This window comes from Burkholderia sp. JP2-270 (genome assembly GCF_003233675.1).
GTDB lineage: Bacteria > Pseudomonadota > Gammaproteobacteria > Burkholderiales > Burkholderiaceae > Burkholderia > Burkholderia pyrrocinia_C.
Window position 1 is genome coordinate 319017 of record NZ_CP029826.1, and the last position, 16701, is coordinate 335717.

Consider the following 16701-nt stretch of genomic DNA (forward strand, 5'->3'; position numbering starts at 1 on the left):
GGTGAGCGCCTGTCGCGACTGCTCCGCATGCGCGATGCGGGCACAGCGCCCGATCGCGCGACGAATCGATCCCGGGCACGATGGATCGAACCGCCGCGTCAAACGGTCCCGAAGTAGTGCTGCGCCAAGGCGACCCAATACCGGACGCCGGCCGGAATGATGTCGTCGTTGAAATCGTATTTCGGGTGATGCAGAGCCGGCGCGGCCGTTCCGGCCGGCGCATTGCCGATCAGCACATAAGCGCCGGGCCGCTCCTCCAGCATGAAGCCGAAGTCTTCGGATGTCATGTTCGGCGGCACGTCGCGGTAAAGGCGTTCGTCGCCGAACGTCTCGCGAATGACCGTTTCGCAGAGCGCCGTCTCGGCCGGCGTATTGACCGTCGCGGGGTAGTACTGAAAAAATTCGACCTCGACTTGCGCGCCATAGGCACGGGCCAGCCCCTCGCACATGAGCTGGACGTCGCGCTGCAGCTTCTGCTGCAATGCCGACGATAGCGTGCGAATCGTCCCGCGCAACTCGGCGCTGTCCGGAATGACATTGTCCGTCGTTCCCGCATGGAACATGCAGACGGAAATGACGGCGGGATCCACCGGATCCTTGTGCCGCGCAGCGATGGTCTGACACTGCAGCACCATCGAACACGCGAGAGGGACGGGGTCGACGCCCAGATGCGGCTGCGCCGCATGCGCGCCCCTGCCCGTTACCGTGATCCTGAACCGGGAGCCCGCGGCCATGATCGGGCCGGTACGCAACCCGAAATGCCCGGCAGGCAAACCGGGCCAGTTGTGCATGCCGAATACCGCCTCCGTCGGACATTGCTCGAACAGCCCGTCGTCGATCATCTTCCGCGCGCCTGCGCCCCCCTCTTCTCCGGGCTGGAACACGAAATGAACCGTGCCCGGCAACTGCCGTAGCTCCTTCAGGATTCGCGCGGCCCCGAGCAACATGACGGCATGCCCGTCATGCCCGCAAGCGTGCATGACCCCTTGGGCGCACGATGCATGCGCAAAGTCATTGGCTTCCTGTATCGGCAACGCATCCAGATCTGCACGGAGCACGATGCCGCGGCCCGGATTCGCACCGGGCAGGCTCGCGACGACTCCCGTGCCTCCGATCCCACGTGAAACCGCGTAGCCAAGATCTTCGAGCTCGCGGGCGACGACGTCGGCCGTCCTGTGCTCTTCGAATCGCAACTCGGGATGCGCATGCAGATCGCGGCGCAATGTCGCCCAGTGCGCGTGATGCGTTTTCAGCGACGCCTCGGGGATGACGGGGATTTCCAATCTGGGCACCTTTACCAAGCAAACGGATTCAAATCTGTACTGCCGCCGCATGGCGCGCAGCAGCTGCTTCAATCATGGAAACCAAGGATCGACTTGATCTCCATGTACTCTTCCATCCCTTCGATCCCGTACTCGCGACCGTTCCCCGACTGCTTGTACCCGCCAAACGGAGCCTGCGGGTCCCATGCCGGGTAGTTCACATGCACCTGACCCGCCCGGATGCGCGCAGCCACCGCGCGCACGCGTTCCTTGTCGGTGCCCTGCACATGTGCGCCAAGCCCGTAAACCGTATCGTTCGCGATAGCGATGGCTTCTTCGACGGTGTCGTAAGGAAGGATCGCGAGGACCGGACCAAAGATCTCTTGCTGCGCGATCGTCATGTCGGTGCTGACATCGGAAAAGACGGTCGGCCGCGCATAAAGGCCTCGATTGAAACCCGCGGGCCGCCCGGGCCCACCGGCGATGAGCTTCGCCCGTTCATCGATGCCCGCGTCGATCATCTGCTCGACGCGATCGAACTGCGCGCGATTGGCCAGCGGGCCATGCGTCGTCGCTTCGGCGAACGGATCGCCGACGACCATCCGCTCCGTTGCCGCGACGACCAACTCTTCGACGCTACCCAGAAGGCTGCGCGGTACGATCAGACGGGTCGGCGCGCTGCACGACTGGCCCATGTTCCGGAACGCGGCGGCAACACCCGGCGCGACGGCACGCGACAGGTCCGCATCGGGCAACACGATGTTCGGCGACTTGCCTCCAAGCTCCTGCGCAACGCGCTTGACGGTCGGAGCCGCCGCTTGCGCAACCAGTACGCCCGCACGCGTCGACCCCGTGATCGAAACCATGTCGACCTCCGGGTGCGATGCGAGCGCCGCACCCACTTCCGTTCCACTGCCGCTCACCAGATTGAATACGCCCGCGGGCACGCCCGCATCGGCGATCACTTCCGCAAACAGCAACGCGCTGAGCGGCGACAGCTCGCTAGGTTTCAGGACCACGGTACAGCCCGCCGCGAGAGCCGGGCCGACCTTCGCCGTGATTTGATAGATCGGCCAGTTCCACGGCGTGATCAGCGCGCACACGCCGATCGGCTCGCGCACGACCGCGGTCGTCCCCCGCCGGGTCCGGAACGGGTAGCTGGCCAGATTGTCGCGCGCGACCCGGATATGTTCGGCCGCAAGCGGCACATGGGCACCGCGCGCATAGCTGATGGGCGCGCCCATTTCCATCGTGAGCGCTGTGGCGAACAGTTCGGCACGCTCGAGTATCAGCGCATGAACGCGGTCGAGCAGCGCGGCGCGTTGCTGCGGCGACGTCGCGGCCCAGCGTTCGAAAGCGTCGCGCGCGGCCTGCACCGCGCGGTCGGCGTCGCGTGCGTTCCCAAGTGGAATTTCGCACAGCCTGTCTTCAGTGGAAGGGCAGACGACCGCGAACCGATCGCCGCCGTCGGGCATGACCCAGTCTCCGTCGATGAAGAATCGATTTAGCCTTCCGGCTTGCATCAGGTGACTAACAGGTGAATTCATTGCAGGGTGTCCTTGAGTCGGTACCACGCGCCCACGAACGGCAAAAACCATGCTTTGCCGAAGTGGCCGGGAATAGCGGGCCAGTCGAAACTGTTCCATGGGTTGAGATCGGCGCGCCCGTCCATGATCTCTGCCATCAGCGTGCCCATCAGCGTGGCCATGTGCGTGCCGTGGCCGCTATAGCCCATCGAGTAATAAACACCTCGTCGCTGGCCCGCACGCGGCAGGCGGTTGGCCGTCATGTCGACCATGCCGCCCCAGCAATAGTCGATGCGCACGCTGGCCAGTTCGGGAAACACGGCGGCCATCTGCTGTCGCAGGATCAGCCCGCTCTTTTCGTCTGAACGGGGGTTAGACGTCGCAAAACGCGCACGCCCGCCAAACAGCATCCGGTTGTCGGGCGTGACGCGAAAGAAGTTCACGAAGTTCTTCGTGTCGGTGACCATCCGGCGAGTCGGCAGCAACCGGTCCAGAAGTTCGCGCGGCAAAGGCTCGGTGACGATGATGAAAGCGCCGACCGGCACGATCCTGCGTCGGATCCAGCCGAACGGCCCCACCTGCGAAATGCCGCTCGCCAGAAGAATCTGGCGCGTACGGATCTCACCGAGCGGCGTTCGCAACGCGTATGCGCCACCCGCCTCCCTCTTTAACCCGAGTACCGGCGCGCGCTCCAGGATGTGCGCACCGCGCGCTTGCGCGGCGTTCGCAAGGCCGCGCACATAGCGACCGACGTGCATCCCGGCACTCTTCTCGAAGATCAACCCGCCGTGATAACGGTTCGAGCCGATCTCGTCGCGCAGTTCCGCCTTCGTCACCACGCGCGTGTCCGGATCCACGCTCGCGGCGAGCAGCGCCTGACTTCGCACAAGCTTGTCGTAGTGCTCCGGCTTCGCCGCGAGCTTGAGCTTTCCGCAGCGCACGAAATCGCAGTCGATCGACTCCTCCCTGACCAGCCGCTCGACCGTGTCGACACCCGCGTCGAACGCAAGATACAACCGGTTGGCCAGTTCCGTGCCGATGCGCTGCGACAGTGAAGCGTAATCCTGCGCGAAGCCGTTGTTGCACATGCCGCCGTTGCGTCCCGACGCCGCCTGCCCCACGGTGCCGGCTTCACAGACAACGACGCGTGCGCCTTTTTTCGACAGCGCCAGTGCAGCCGCCGAACCCGTGATTCCGCCGCCCACCACGACCACGTCGCAACTTCCGTCGGGCAGATCCGGCGAGCTGCTCACGAATGGCTCGGACGTATCGAGCCAGTAGGAACTGAAACGCATCACACACTCCAAAGCTGGCGCACCAGGCTGGAAAGCCGGCGGGCATTCGCCGCACCGATCCGGTTGGTCGCGCACGATCCGAACCGAAGCGCATCATTCAAACGCCGCCACCGACTTCCGCGTGACGGCCGCAAACTAAAAATCAGCGACCTTGCCCCAGGCGGATTCGCCGAATCGGCCGGGCCGATACGGTATCGGGTCTACGATCGGCCGCACACCGGTGGCGAGATCCGCGATCAAGTGACCCGCGCCTGGGCCGATGCCGAAGCCGTGCCCGGAAAAGCCTGCCGCCAGGATCAAGCCCGGCACGCCCGGCACTTCGCCGATACCCGGGACGCCGTCCGGCGTGCTGTCGACGAACCCGGCCCAAGCGTGAGTGACCGTCGCTTCACGAAGTTCGGGCAGCAGTTCGACGGCGCGGCGGTACGTTTCGTTGATCGTCGGCCTATCGGGCTTCGGATCGAGAATGCGCACCGCCTCCATCGGTGTCGGCGCATCGAGTCGCCACCGCTTCAGCGATTCGTGGCCGCCGCGCATGCCTTCGAGGCCTCCCGGAAGAAGGCTGCGCCAGCGCTTCGCGAACATCGGCACGAAATGCGGGGCGAATCGCAGGAACTGCGGCGTCACATCCACGCGCGCGCGGCCGCTGATGGCCAGTGCGTAGCGTCCGTCGCTCCGCCGCGTAACGGACACGCCGGAGGTGTACAGCGCATCCGGCAGGCGCTGTTCGACAGGCAATACGCTCAGGATCGACTGGCGAATCGAGGCCTGAGGAAATCGGATGCCGAGCTGGCGGCAGAACGACGACGCCCACGCGCCACCGGCGAGCACGGCCGTTCTGGTCTTGATCACCCCGGCTTCCGTCACGACGCCGGAAACCCGCCCGCCCTCGAGTTCGATGCCGCGGGCCGCGCAGTGCTGGTTGACGCTGCCGCCGAGCTTCATCAGTGCAGCTGCCACGGCCGGCGCGGCCTTCGCCGGGTCGGCGGTGCCGTCGCTCGGCGAGAAGACGCCGCCCTTCCAGGGCCGCCCGGTTGGCTGCCCGCGCTGGCTCGCTTGCCGGCTGTCGAGCATGTACGTCGTCACGCCCGCGGTCTTTGCGAACTCGCCCCAACGGGACCAACGCGACAACTCGGCTTCGTCATTGCTCAGATACAACAGCCCGCAACGATGAAAACCCGTGTCTTCGCCGGATTCGGCGGCAAATCGTTCCCAGAGATCGAGGCTCTTGCTTGCCATCGGCAACTCGCGCGCGTCGCGGTTTTGCTGCCGGCACCAGCCCCAGTTGCGGCTCGACTGCTCGGCTCCGATCCTGCCCTTCTCGACCAGCGCGACCGAAACCCCGCGCAGGGCCAGGTAGTAGGCGGTAAAGACGCCGATGATCCCGCCTCCGATCACGACGACGTCAGCCGCGGCCGGCAGCGTGGGCGAAGTTTGTATGTGCTGCAGTGGAGGCGACATGATCAATGTTGCCCGGTTGAAGACCGGACGTCCTGCACGACGTAGAACTTCGCCACGCGATCGCTGCTTTCCCACCCGATCGATGCGCCCTGCGGGACGAAAAGCGCGTCGCCGGCGCCGACCGACAGCACGCTGCCATCAGGCGCGGCGAACCGTACGCTGCCGGCCAGCAGCTGCATGAACTCGTTCACGCGATGCGGGCGAACGATCCGATGGTACGGCGTCGAATCCCACGTACCCGCGCAGAAATTTGCGCCGTCGTCGGTGAAGACGTTGTCACTGCGGCATTGCGGAGCGGGACCGAGCAGCACGTCGGCCGGCAGCGATGCGGACGGCTTGAAGTCGGCATCGGCGCGCAGCGCAAAGAGGCCGCATTTCGTCGGATTCCTACAAGCCGCCGCGCAGAACATGAAAAGCACGGGCGATGCTGCATTGATGCGGACCGTTGTGCCGCCGCCGATGACCGCCCCCGTTTGCGGGCCGAGCACCAACGGCGCCGCTCCGGGCACTTCGAGCGTAAGCTCTCCTTCCACGACGACGATGGTTTCAATATGCGGAAAGCTCGGCACGTCGAGCTCGCCCACGAAGCCGATACGGCCCGCGGCCATCGAGTCGCGGCCTTTCCATGCAATCTCCCGATGTCTCCCGAAAGGGTCGTTCTCGCCGAATGACTCCCTGCGGAAGACGGTTGACAAAGGCGTGCCGTCGGCACGGTGCAACACGAATGCTACGGTCATTTCTGCTCCTGCGCATTGCGCGACGATCTTGTTGAAATGTCCTCGGGCGGTAGCGGAAATCGTTGTTCTCGCGACTTCGTTTCCGAAAACCGTCAGGAGTATTGATCTGTTAGATAAAGCGTACTCGTTGCGAAATAATTCAATCGCGCGACTGGTGGTTCGCGCCTGCAATTATGTGTCTCGGACCTTCCCGACTGATTAACTTCCAGAAAATCGATCGTTAAACACGGTTTAATGCGCAAGCCTCAGGCCGGTAGGCGGCTTCACCGAGCAGCCAGGGCCGGTCGCAGCCGCGCGCCCGCTCCGCTTTCGCCTACGCGGCTTGACAGGACGCGCCGCGGCGTTCATCGTGCGTGCGCATCGACGACGTTCGCCCCTGCGCCCCACCCGACCGCGCGCTCACGTAATCGCGCGGCGTAATCCCGAGCACCCGCCGGAAATGCCGGCACAGATGGCTCTGGTCGAAGAAACCGACTTCGGTCGCCACGACCGACGGCGCCACGCCGCCGCGCAGCAAGTCCTGCGCACGCCGAACACGCACCAGACACAGATACCGATGCGGCGACAGCCCGATTTCGCTGCGAAAACGCGCGGTGAAACGCGACACGCTCAACCCGGCCACCGCCGCGAGCGTATCGAGATTCAGCGGCTGCGCGAACGACGCATCGATCGTGCGCAGCACGTCGCCGATGGCCGGCGATACGGGCCGCCCGACGCCAGCAGCGCGGAGCACCGCACTTTCGACCGAATCGTGGAACAGAGCGACCATGTTCGCCATCCTCATGCAGCCGCCTGCGCGGCCGTTACCGGCGCGACGAAGCGCGCGATCGCGAACGACTCGATCGGCGTGCCGGTCGCGCCGGTGTCGATCAGTTGCGCCATCGCGTCGCCGACGCCGGGCTCGAGCTGGAAGCCATGTCCGCAGAACCCGAAAGCGTAATGGAGACTACGATCACGTCGGTGCGCCCTCCGACGGTCTCTCCACGGCCGGTGCGAAATGCGGGACGAGTATCCAGACTGTACGATTCGAGTTTCATCGGATCCTTCTTGAACGCTCCGGCGGCAGCGATCGGCGATCGCTCATTGAAAACCATTTAATCACCGTCAAGAAGCGCAGTTGCGGCGTATTCGCGCACGGCGCACGCACAATCCGCCGTTTTTCGCGACTGCCGCAGCAGCCTGTGCGGAAAGCCGATCGCCGGCCTACGCGAGCGCGGTGAACTAATGGTGCGGCCCACTACAGGCGCACCGGCTGCACCGGCGCGACGACCTCTGCCGGCTCCGCCTGGAAGCGTGTCAGGTCTTCCTCGCTGCGATGGCACAGCACCTGCGCGCCGTTGTCGAGCGTGCGCAGCACGGGTGCCGTTTGATTGCATACGCCGTCGATCCGCATCGCGCAGCGCGACAGGAACGGGCACAGCGCGGCGTTGTCCGCGCTGGCGCCGATCGGCACCAGCGGCCGGTGGCAACGCTCGGCCGCATCGTCGAGCCAGCCCGCGCGCAGTTCCGGCGCCGACGACACGAGCAGGTGCGAATACGGGTGGTAAGGCGGCGCACACAGCGCGTCGCGGCTGCCCGTCTCGACGCGGCGGCCCGCGTACAGCACGACGATGTCGTCGCTGATCGCGCGCACCTTGGCGATGTCGTGCGTGATGAACACGTACGACACGCCGAGCTTCGCCTGCAGTTCGCGCAGCAGGTCCATGATCGCGGCGCCGACCACGGTATCGAGCGCCGACGTCACTTCGTCGCACAGGATCAGGTCGGGCTCCGCCGCGAGCGCGCGCGCGAGGTTCACGCGCTGCTTCTGCCCGCCGGACAATTCGCCGGTACGCCGCCCGGCGACGGCCTGCGGCAGCCGCACGAGCTCGAGCAGTTCCGCGACGCGCCGCCGTGCGCGTGCACCCTTGATCCCGTGATAGAACGCGAGCGGTCGCGCGAGCGTGCGCTCGACGGTATGCACCGGATTGAGCGCGGTATCCGCGTTCTGGAACACGATCTGCACGCGGCGGTGCTGCTCCTTCGTGCGCTTGCCGATGTCGAGCGCGAGCGGCTCTCCGTCGAGCAGGATCTGCCCGCCGATGGCCGGCACCAGGCCCGCGATCACCTTCGCGAGCGTCGTCTTGCCCGAGCCCGATTCGCCGATCACGCCGACCGTCTGCCCGCGCCCGATGCGCAGGTCCACTTCGTGCAGGATCACCTTGGCCGGCCAGCCTTTCGCGGTGCGGCCGCCGTAGCCGGCGATCGCGCCGCGCACGTCGAGCAGCGGCGCAGGCGCGGCGGGCACGGCTTTCGCCGCCGGTTCGGCATCGCTCGGCGCGACCGCCGCGATCAGGCTCTGCGTATAGGGATGCACGGGCGCGTGCAGGATCTGCTCGGTGTCGCCCGACTCGCGGATCACGCCGTCGCTCAGCACGATGATCCGGTCGGCCATCTGCGCGACGACGGCCAGATCGTGCGACACGTACACCGCGCTCATGCCGTAGCGCCGGATCACGCTCTTGAACGCCTGCAACACGTCGATCTGCGTGGTCACGTCGAGCGCCGTCGTCGGCTCGTCGAGAATCACCAGCTCCGGATCGGTGATCAGAGCCATCGCCGCCATCAGACGCTGCAGCTGGCCGCCCGACACCTGGTGCGGATAGCGCTTGCCGATCGTCTCCGGCTCCGGCAGCGCAAGCGCGCGGAACAGCTCGACCGCCTTCGCCTGCGCGTCGCGCTTCGTCAGCGTCCGGTGAATCAGCGCGCTCTCGATCACCTGGTCGAGGATCGTGCGCGACGGGTTGAACGCGGCGGCCGCGCTCTGCGCGATATACGCGACCCGGCGGCCGCGCAGCGCGGTCAGCGCCGGTGCGGACAGCGTGCAGACGTCCGAGCCGTCGAGCCTGACCGAGCCGCCGGCGATCCGGCAGCCGGCGCGCGCATGGCCCATCAGCGACAGCGCGATGGTCGTCTTGCCCGAGCCGGATTCGCCGATCAGCGCGAGCACCTCGCCGCGCCGGACGTCGAAGTCGACGCCGTCGACGATCGTCGTTTCCGCACCGCCCGGCCGGCCGCCGACCACGCGCAGCCCGCGCACCTCGACAAGCGGGTTCGATTCGTGTCGCATCAGTGTGCTCCTGCGGCGCCCGCCGCACCCTTGCGGCGGCCGCGATGCGGCAAGCCGTCGATCAACAGGTTGACGCCCACCGTCAGGATCGCGATCGCGACCGCGGGCATGATCGCGACGGCCGAGCCGTCACCGAGGCTGGCGATGTTCTCGCGCACGAGCGAACCGAGGTCCGCGTACGGCGGCTGCACGCCGAGCCCGAGGAAGCTCAGGCCGCTCAGCAGCAGCACGACGAACGTGAAGCGCAGGCCCGTGTCGGCGAGCATCGGGTGAATCATGTTCGGCAGCATCTCGACGCACGCGATGTACAGCGCGCTCTCGCCGCGCGCTCGTGCGACCTGCACGAATTCGAGCGTGCTGATGTTGACCGCCAGCGCGCGGGCGATCCGGTACGAGCCCGGCATGTAGCTGATCGCGGCCGTCATGATCAGCAGCGGCAGCGACGAGCCGAACGCGGCGACGATCATCAGCGCGAACATCTTCGACGGGATCGACGTGAGCGCATCGAGCACGCGGCTCATCGTCTCGTCGACCACGCGGCCCGACACCGTCGCGAGCAGCCCGAGCGTCGTGCCGGTCAGCGCGGCGAGCAGCACCGCCGCGAGCGCGAGCAGCACGGTCAGCCGCGTGCCGTACAGGATCCGGCTCAGCATGTCGCGACCGAGGAAGTCCGAGCCGAACGGCAGCTTCGCGCTGAACGGCGCGAACACGTCGGGCGTCACGATCGAGCCGACTTCGTGCGGCGCGAGGAGCGGCGCGAACACCGCGACGAACAGCATCAGGCCGGCCATCGACAGGCCGATCCAGCCGCCGGTGGTCAGTGCCGGACGCATCGCGCGGCGCTTGCGCGGCTGCTCGGGGGAAGGTGCGGCAGGCGGCGTGTCGCCCCACGACGGGCGCGGATCGCCGGGCGGCGGCAGCGCGCTGCTGCGTTGTACGGGTTCGGTCGGGTGCATGTTCGGCATCTCGGGAGAAGGACGGGACGCTCAGGTCCGCAGTCTCGGGTTCGACACGATCGAGCACAGGTCGGCGAACAGCACGAGCGTCAGATAGGCCACGCAGAAGATCAGCGTGCACGCCTGCACCAGCGGGAAGTCGCGGTTGCCGACCGCATCGACCATCAGGCTGGCGAGGCCCGGATAGTTGAAGATCGTCTCGACGACGATCACGCCGCCGAGCAGGTACGACAGGCTCAGTGCGATCGCATTGGCGATCGGCCCGATCGCGTTCGGCAGCGCATGGCGCAGCACCACGCGCGCGGGGCTCGCGCCCTTGAGCACGGCCATTTCGACATACGACGCGCTCAGTTGCTCGATGACCGCGGCGCGCGTCATCCGCGCCATCTGCGCGATCACGACCGCACAGAGCGTCAGCACCGGCATCGCATACGCGCGCAGGAAATCGTGGACGCTTTCGATCGGCCCGCTGTACGACAGCGCGGAGAGCCAGTGCAGCTTCACCGCCAGCACGAGCACGGCGACCGTCGCGATCAGGAATTCCGGCGTCGCGACGAGCGCCAGCGTGCCGAGGCTGATCGCGCGGTCGATCGCCGACTCGCGCTTGACCGCCGCGAGAATGCCGAGCACCAGTGCGATCGGCACCGATACGCAGGTCGTGATCGCCGCGAGCGTGAGCGACTTCGGCAAGCGCCCGCCGATCATGTCGGACACCGGCATGTCGCTCGACAGCGAACGGCCGAAGTCGCCGTGCAGCAGGCCCGCGAGCCAGTGCGCGTAACGCACGTGGGCCGGCATGTCGAGGCCGAACTGCTGGCGCAGCGCGGCCACCGTTTCCGGCGTCGCGGACTGGCCGAGCGCGGCCTGCGCGGCATCGCCCGGCAGCAGGTTCGTGATCGCGAAGATGATCACGGACACGATCAGCAGCGTCAGCGCGGTAACCGCGATGCGGCGGCCGATCAGTCCGAGCAGAATGCGGTTCATGGCGCGGCCCTCCGGGAAAGTTCGAGCGTTGCCGGCGCGGCAACCCGCACCGGCAACGCGGCTGCGGCTGGCAACGCCGTCACGCGTTCCACCATACGTTCTCGGCGAACATGAAGCCCATCATCCCGCCGGTCGGGATCGACCCGAGGCCGCCGAGGCGCTTGTCGTAGCCGTCGAGGAAACTGATGAACGCCGGGATGCCGACCCTGCCCTGCTGCGCGACGATCGCCTGCATGTCGCCGTACATCTGCTTGCGCTTCGCGTCGTCGGTCTCGGAACGCGCGGCCAGCAGCAGCTGATCGAACTTCGCGTTCTTCCAGCCCGACTCGTTCCACGGCGCATCCGACTTGAAGAACTGCGTGAACAGCACGTCGGCGCTCGAGCGCGGGTTGATGTTGCCGAAGCCGAGCGGATGCTTCATCCAGTGGTTCGACCAGTAGCCGTCGGCCGACACGCGGTTCACCTGCAGGTTCAGTCCGATCTTCTGGCCGGCCTGCTGCAGCAGCACGGCCATCTCGATCGAGCCGTTCGCGTCCGACGTCGCGTAGATCGGCGGCAGCGTGACGCCCAGCGCGCCCGCTTTCTGGAACAGGAATTTCGCCTTGTCCGGATCGTGCGGCCGCTGCGGCAGCGACGCGTTGAAGTAGCGATGGCCCGGCGGAATCGGCTGATCGTTGCCGATCACCGCGTAGCCGCGGAACACTGCCGAGCGGATCTGCTCGCGGTCGAACAGGTACTTCATCCCCTCGACGAAATCCGGGTTGGCGGTCAACGGGCTTTCGCTGCGCATGATGAGGTCGGTATAGAGCCCCGACTTGGTTTCCCTGAGCGCATAGCCGGGCGTCGACGCGACGCGCTGCGTCGAGCGCGGGTCGATCGCATTCACGAGGTGCACGTCGCCCGACAGCAGCGCGTTCAGGCGCGCGGCGCTGTCGCTGATGCCGATCAGCTCGATCTCGTCGAGATACGGCATCCCGGGCTTGAAGTAGCTGTCGTTGCGCACGCCGACCGTCGACACGCCCGGCTTGAACGTCTTCAGCTTGTACGGGCCGCAGCCGATGCCGGTCGTGAAGTCGGTCGTGCCGTCCTTGACGATCACGAGCTGCGGCGTCGCGAGGATCACCGGCAGGTCCGCGTTCGCGCTGGCGAGCGTGAGCGTGACTTCGTCGGGCCCGGTCGCCTTCGCATCGGTGAACTGGTCGGCGATCGTCTTGACCTTCGAAGCCGTGGCCGCGTTCTTGTGGCGCAGCAGCGAAAACACGACGTCGGCCGGGCCGACCGTCTTGCCGTCGTGGAACGTGACGCCCTTGCGCAGCTTGATGACCCAGGTCTTCGCGTCGGTCGTCCGCAGCGATTCGGCCAGGTTCATCTGCGGCGTCAGGCTGGCGTCCAGCTGCGTGAGGCCGCTGTAGAACATGAAGAAGCGGATGTAGTCGGCGCCCGTCGAGCCCTTGGCCGGGTCGAGCGTATCGGCCGTCGAGCCGGATTCGTTGGCCACGCGGATCTTGCCGCCGCGCTTCGGCGCGGGCGCGGCGAACGCCGGCTGCGCCCCCATCAGCAGTCCGCCGGCGCCGGTGGCCATCATGCCGCCCGCCGCCATGATCCGCATCATGTCGCGGCGCGTGAAGCCGCGGTGATCTCCGCCGTTGTCGATATCGTCGCTCATCCGAACTGCTCCTGACTGTGGAAAGTGGGTCCTGGGGTCCAGCGTGGTTCGTGATTCCCGCCGCGCCCGCCTGCTGGTAGCGAGCGCAACGTCGTACGCATTGAGTTCATTTAAGCACCGCCAAAATGGCGGTTGTCGCGATTCGGGGCACCTGCACGACACGATTCGACCGTTTTGGGCCGCCTGCGCAGCATGATCAGCTGCGCGCCCGCGTGTGCCGCCGCACCTTCCTGATCCGTTCGCGACAGATGCGTGACAAACAGAATCGTAAAGCGGCGGCCGCCGCAGATTGCACCGACAAAATTGCCCGTTCGGCATCCGAAACGCGTTCGGTGGCCCCAAACCGCATGTTTTGCATCGATTGCGCGCCCGCGGATCCGCGGCGCTCGGAACGAGCGAAATGCGCTAGTCGCCGGCCGCGCGCGTGTGCGACGGTGAGCCGCCCTCGCAGCCGCTGCGCCGGGGCGATTTCCCATCACCGCGATGACACACCCACGCATGAAAGTTCAGAAGATTTCCCGCTCGGTCGACACCGAATTGCCCGAAGACCGGGGTACAGCCGGATTGCCCGGCACCGAGCCCTCCCGCGTGTCGGCCCGGCAGGTCGTGATCCCGGGTAGCGAAGCGTTCGACACGGGCGAGTTCGAATGCACGCCGGGCATTTGCCGGCGCGGAGTGAAGGAAGCGGAGGTGATGCATTTCCTCGCGGGCGCCGGCACGTTCGCGCCGGATGGCGAGCAAGCGATCGAGTTCGGCGCGGGCGACACGCTGTTCTTCGCCGCGAACCCCGAAGGGCTGTGGGACGTGCGCGAAACGATGCGCAAGGTGTATGTGATCTTCTGACGCGGGCGGGCCGCTCATGCGCGCCGCGCCCGGTTTCCCGCCCGGGCGGGCCGCTCAGCTGGCCAGCCGGAACACCGCTACCGCGGACCTCAACCGTGCCGCCTGTTCATCCAGGGACGAAGCGGCAGCCGCAGCCTGCTCCACGAGCGCGGCGTTCTGCTGAGTGACTTCGTCCATTTGCGACACCGCCTTGCCGACCTGTTCGATGCCGGTACTTTGCTCGGCGGAGGCCGTGGAGATCTCGCCCATGATGTCGGCGACCCGGTCGATCGACCGGACGATCTCCGTCATGCGCGCCCCCGCCGCCTCGACGAGCCGGCTGCCGCTGCCGACCTTCTCGACCGACACCTCGATCAGCCCCTTGATGTCCTTCGCTGCCGCGGCGCTGCGCTGGGCGAGCGAGCGGACCTCCGAGGCCACGACCGCGAACCCGCGCCCTTCCTCGCCGGCTCGCGCCGCTTCGACCGCGGCGTTGAGCGCAAGAATGTTGGTCTGGAACGCGATGCTTTCGATCACGACGGTAATGTCGGCGATCCGCACCGACTCGTCGGAAATCTGCCGCATCGTTTCGACGACCTCCTGCACGGCGGCACCGCCGAGTTCGGTCGCCTCCTTGGCCGTGGTGACGAGCGCATTGGCCTGACGCGCATTCTCGGCATTCTGTCTGACCGTCGACGTGATCTGTTCCATGCTGGCGGCCGTTTCCTGCAGCGACGCGGCCTGTTCCTCCGTGCGTTGCGACAGGTCCAGGTTGCCTTGCGCGATCTCGCCCGTGCCCACCGCAATCGAGTGGGTCGTGGTCTGGATTTCGGCGATCGTCTCGGTCAGGCGCGCCTTCATTTCGCCGAGCGCGGCGAGCAGGCTGCCCGGCGCGGCCTTTGCCGCATCGAACTCGACGTCCAGTTCGCCGGCGGCGATGCGCGCCGCGATGTGCGTCGCGTGCGCTGGCTCGCCGCCCAGCATGCGCCTGACGCTGCGCAGGACGCCCCATGCGATTGCCGCGAGCGTCGCGGCGATGACGAGCGCGATGGCGCCCAGCACCATCGCGAGCCGGGTGAAGGCCGCGTCGATATCGTCGTAAAAGAATCCCGTGCCAATCCACCAGTCCCAGCCGGGAATGGCGACCACGCCCTGCAGTTTCGGCACCGCATCCGCATCGGGGCTGCGCTTGACCAGCACGTCGACGAGCGCGAAATGCGCCTGCGCCATCCCGGCGCGGTAAGCCTCGCTGTCGGTCAGGCCGCCGGTCGTGCGGTTGCCCTTGGCCCGCGTGCCGACGAACTTCGCGTTCGGATGAACCAGGTTGACGCCGTCGGCGGTCGTGACCCAGTAGTAGCTTTTCGTATCCGCGTTGAGCGCCGACAGCGCGGCTTTTGCCTGCTGCTGGGCCTGATCCGCGGTGAGCGTACCGCTCGCCTGCAACGCACGGTACGAATTGACCAGATGTTCGGCCTTCGTCAAAAGAATGACGATCTCTTCGCGACGGCTGTCGATCAGCGCGCCGCGCAGCGTCTGCAGCGACATCGCGGCGAGCAATACGACACCGAGCAGCGCGGCTGCGACGAGCATCAGCAGTTTCGTGGACAACTTCATGCGGGAGCCTCGCGATATTAACCATTCGGTACATATATCGGCGCTGGCGGCTCCACCTTGAACATCACCGCATCGGTATTTACCCTCGATTCGTGCGCTGATCGTATGCGCGCGACGAAGCGGCCGGGCCGGCCGCTCCGTGGATTCGCCCGGGCGTGCCCGGGCGGCGGCGCGACGCACGCCCCACGCGCGCGCCGCCGACGCGCCGCTTACAGGCCGAGCTGCGTCGCGAGATGGCCGATGTCGGACACCTCGTAGTAGTTGTAGAACGGCGTGCCCGGCTCGTGGCCGCGATTGACGAACGCCTTGTGCTTGATCCCGAGATCCTCGGCCGTCATCAGGTCGTAGCGCAGGCTCGACGATACGTGCAGCACGTCCTGCGGCTGGCAGCCGAGCTTGTCGAACATGTATTCGAAGCCCTGCATGCGCGGCTTGTACGACTGCGCCTGCTGCGCGGTGAACACCGCGTGGAACGGCGCGCCGAGCTTGTCGACGTTGCTCATGATCTGGTCGTCCGACGCGTTCGACAGGATCACCAGCTTGTACTTCTTCGCGAGCCGCGACAGGCCGGCCGGCACGTCCGGATGCGGGCCCCAGGTCGGAACCGCGAGGTAGAAGAGTTCTGCTTCGGCTTCGTCGAACTTCACGCCGAGCTTGTTGCAGGTGCGGCGGATCGCGTTGACGACGACGTCGCGATACGGCTTCCACGCGCCGAGCACCTCGTCGAGGCGATAGGCGGCGAACGCGCGCACGAATTCCTCGAGATCGACCGGCGACAGGCGGTCGGCGTAAATCTCGCGCGCCATGTCGCCCATCCGGAAGCGGGTCAGCGTGCCATAGCAGTCGAACGTGATGAATTTCGGTTCAAATTGGATCATGGTGACGTCCTGTCGGTGTAAAGCCCCGGCAGGGCCGGGGACGGGCTGGGTTGAATGCAATTGAATCAGGGCAATAAATCCTTCGCGCATCGTTCGGCACCGCTCGAAACGCACGATCGCCGCGTGTTGCCGGGCCTGCACGGCACGATCTGCGGCGCGATCCCGGCGGGCGCGCGCCGCGCCGACCGACGGGATCGCGCGAAGCGGCAACGCGCCGCTCGTGCACACCCGCCGTACGATCCCGCCGTGCGGCGAGCACGCCGCGCTGCTTCAATCGTACGGGCGTTCACGCAGCAGAAGCTGCCGGATTGAGCGCCCGCGCCGGCACGGAACGCGCGTTGCGTCGCGCCGCTCGAGCCGGTTTGCGTCGATTTCGCGCAACGGGCCGCGA

14 protein-coding genes and 2 pseudogenes are annotated in these 16701 nt (G+C 66.6%); 2 read left to right on the top strand and 14 right to left on the bottom strand.

The features are described 5' to 3' along the window. Positions 1-98 precede the first annotated feature (98 nt). The 12 genes and pseudogenes from DM992_RS34095 to DM992_RS34145 form a co-directional block, all read right to left on the bottom strand. Entirely contained in the window at positions 99-1283 is a 1185-nt protein-coding gene (locus tag DM992_RS34095; protein WP_111020690.1) for a M20 aminoacylase family protein, read from the bottom strand. Positions 1284-1351: 68 nt separating this feature from the next. Beyond that, a complete protein-coding gene (locus DM992_RS34100; RefSeq protein WP_111020691.1) occupies positions 1352-2809 on the bottom strand; it encodes an aldehyde dehydrogenase family protein in 1458 nt (485 codons plus the stop codon). Next, a complete protein-coding gene (locus tag DM992_RS34105) occupies positions 2806-4083 on the bottom strand; it encodes an FAD-binding oxidoreductase (RefSeq protein WP_111020692.1) in 1278 nt (425 codons plus the stop codon). Before DM992_RS34105 ends, DM992_RS34100 begins: the two co-directional genes overlap by 4 nt. A 135-nt stretch (positions 4084-4218) precedes the next feature. Beyond that, positions 4219-5544, bottom strand: coding sequence for an FAD-binding oxidoreductase (locus tag DM992_RS34110; protein ID WP_111020693.1), 1326 nt, complete (start codon positions 5542-5544; stop codon positions 4219-4221). Positions 5545-5546: 2 nt separating this feature from the next. Further along, a complete protein-coding gene (locus DM992_RS34115; protein WP_111020694.1) occupies positions 5547-6281 on the bottom strand; it encodes a cupin domain-containing protein in 735 nt (244 codons plus the stop codon). Between the two features lie 313 nt (positions 6282-6594). Next, positions 6595-7050: an AraC family transcriptional regulator gene (locus tag DM992_RS34120; protein ID WP_111021590.1), complete on the bottom strand. Its 456-nt coding sequence runs from the start codon at positions 7048-7050 to the stop codon at positions 6595-6597. Between the two features lie 11 nt (positions 7051-7061). After that, positions 7062-7226, bottom strand: a pseudogene (locus DM992_RS34125) (sarcosine oxidase subunit beta); the annotation flags it as partial. Further along, positions 7226-7375 (bottom strand): annotated as a pseudogene (locus DM992_RS43600) (FAD-dependent oxidoreductase); the annotation flags it as partial. The pseudogenes DM992_RS43600 and DM992_RS34125, both read right to left, overlap by 1 nt. Before the next feature lie 143 nt (positions 7376-7518). Then, complete coding sequence (locus DM992_RS34130; protein ID WP_111020695.1) at positions 7519-9390, bottom strand: ABC transporter ATP-binding protein; 1872 nt, start codon at positions 9388-9390, stop codon at positions 7519-7521. After that, on the bottom strand, positions 9390-10346 hold the full coding sequence (locus DM992_RS34135) for an ABC transporter permease (protein ID WP_111021591.1): 957 nt from the start codon (positions 10344-10346) through the stop codon (positions 9390-9392). Before DM992_RS34135 ends, DM992_RS34130 begins: the two co-directional genes overlap by 1 nt. A 30-nt stretch (positions 10347-10376) precedes the next feature. Further along, entirely contained in the window at positions 10377-11330 is a 954-nt protein-coding gene (locus tag DM992_RS34140) for an ABC transporter permease (protein ID WP_111020696.1), read from the bottom strand. A gap of 79 nt (positions 11331-11409) precedes the next feature. Continuing rightward, positions 11410-12996: an ABC transporter substrate-binding protein gene (locus DM992_RS34145; RefSeq protein WP_111020697.1), complete on the bottom strand. Its 1587-nt coding sequence runs from the start codon at positions 12994-12996 to the stop codon at positions 11410-11412. A gap of 498 nt (positions 12997-13494) precedes the next feature. Here DM992_RS34145 and DM992_RS34155 point away from each other — a divergent pair, with 498 nt between their 5' ends. Next, entirely contained in the window at positions 13495-13839 is a 345-nt protein-coding gene (locus DM992_RS34155; RefSeq protein ID WP_111020699.1) for a cupin domain-containing protein, read from the top strand. 54 nt (positions 13840-13893) lie between these two features. On the opposite strand, the gene DM992_RS34160 is transcribed toward DM992_RS34155, so the two are convergent. Both DM992_RS34160 and DM992_RS34165 read right to left on the bottom strand, forming a co-directional pair. Beyond that, positions 13894-15432 (bottom strand): methyl-accepting chemotaxis protein, encoded by a 1539-nt coding sequence (locus tag DM992_RS34160; RefSeq protein ID WP_111020700.1) that lies wholly within the window; start codon positions 15430-15432, stop codon positions 13894-13896. A gap of 209 nt (positions 15433-15641) precedes the next feature. After that, on the bottom strand, positions 15642-16310 hold the full coding sequence (locus tag DM992_RS34165) for a haloacid dehalogenase type II (RefSeq protein WP_111020701.1): 669 nt from the start codon (positions 16308-16310) through the stop codon (positions 15642-15644). 54 nt (positions 16311-16364) lie between these two features. On the opposite strand from DM992_RS34165, the gene DM992_RS34170 reads away from it, so the two are divergent. Beyond that, on the top strand, positions 16365-16622 hold the full coding sequence (locus tag DM992_RS34170; protein ID WP_111020702.1) for a hypothetical protein: 258 nt from the start codon (positions 16365-16367) through the stop codon (positions 16620-16622). Positions 16623-16701 lie beyond the last annotated feature (79 nt).

What these genes read in the sequence shown, in the direction of transcription:
- DM992_RS34100 (WP_111020691.1), bottom strand. Translation starts at nt 2,809, where the DNA reads ATGAATTCACCTGTTAGTCACCTGATGCAAGCCGGAAGGCTAAATCGA.
- DM992_RS34105 (WP_111020692.1), bottom strand. Translation starts at nt 4,083, where the DNA reads ATGCGTTTCAGTTCCTACTGGCTCGATACGTCCGAGCCATTCGTGAGC.
- DM992_RS34110 (WP_111020693.1), bottom strand. Translation starts at nt 5,544, where the DNA reads ATGTCGCCTCCACTGCAGCACATACAAACTTCGCCCACGCTGCCGGCC.
- DM992_RS34115 (WP_111020694.1), bottom strand. Translation starts at nt 6,281, where the DNA reads ATGACCGTAGCATTCGTGTTGCACCGTGCCGACGGCACGCCTTTGTCA.
- DM992_RS34120 (WP_111021590.1), bottom strand. Translation starts at nt 7,050, where the DNA reads ATGGTCGCTCTGTTCCACGATTCGGTCGAAAGTGCGGTGCTCCGCGCT.
- DM992_RS34130 (WP_111020695.1), bottom strand. Translation starts at nt 9,390, where the DNA reads ATGCGACACGAATCGAACCCGCTTGTCGAGGTGCGCGGGCTGCGCGTG.
- DM992_RS34135 (WP_111021591.1), bottom strand. Translation starts at nt 10,346, where the DNA reads ATGCACCCGACCGAACCCGTACAACGCAGCAGCGCGCTGCCGCCGCCC.
- DM992_RS34140 (WP_111020696.1), bottom strand. Translation starts at nt 11,330, where the DNA reads ATGAACCGCATTCTGCTCGGACTGATCGGCCGCCGCATCGCGGTTACC.
- DM992_RS34145 (WP_111020697.1), bottom strand. Translation starts at nt 12,996, where the DNA reads ATGAGCGACGATATCGACAACGGCGGAGATCACCGCGGCTTCACGCGC.
- DM992_RS34155 (WP_111020699.1), top strand. Translation starts at nt 13,495, where the DNA reads ATGAAAGTTCAGAAGATTTCCCGCTCGGTCGACACCGAATTGCCCGAA.
- DM992_RS34160 (WP_111020700.1), bottom strand. Translation starts at nt 15,432, where the DNA reads ATGAAGTTGTCCACGAAACTGCTGATGCTCGTCGCAGCCGCGCTGCTC.
- DM992_RS34165 (WP_111020701.1), bottom strand. Translation starts at nt 16,310, where the DNA reads ATGATCCAATTTGAACCGAAATTCATCACGTTCGACTGCTATGGCACG.
- DM992_RS34170 (WP_111020702.1), top strand. Translation starts at nt 16,365, where the DNA reads ATGCAATTGAATCAGGGCAATAAATCCTTCGCGCATCGTTCGGCACCG.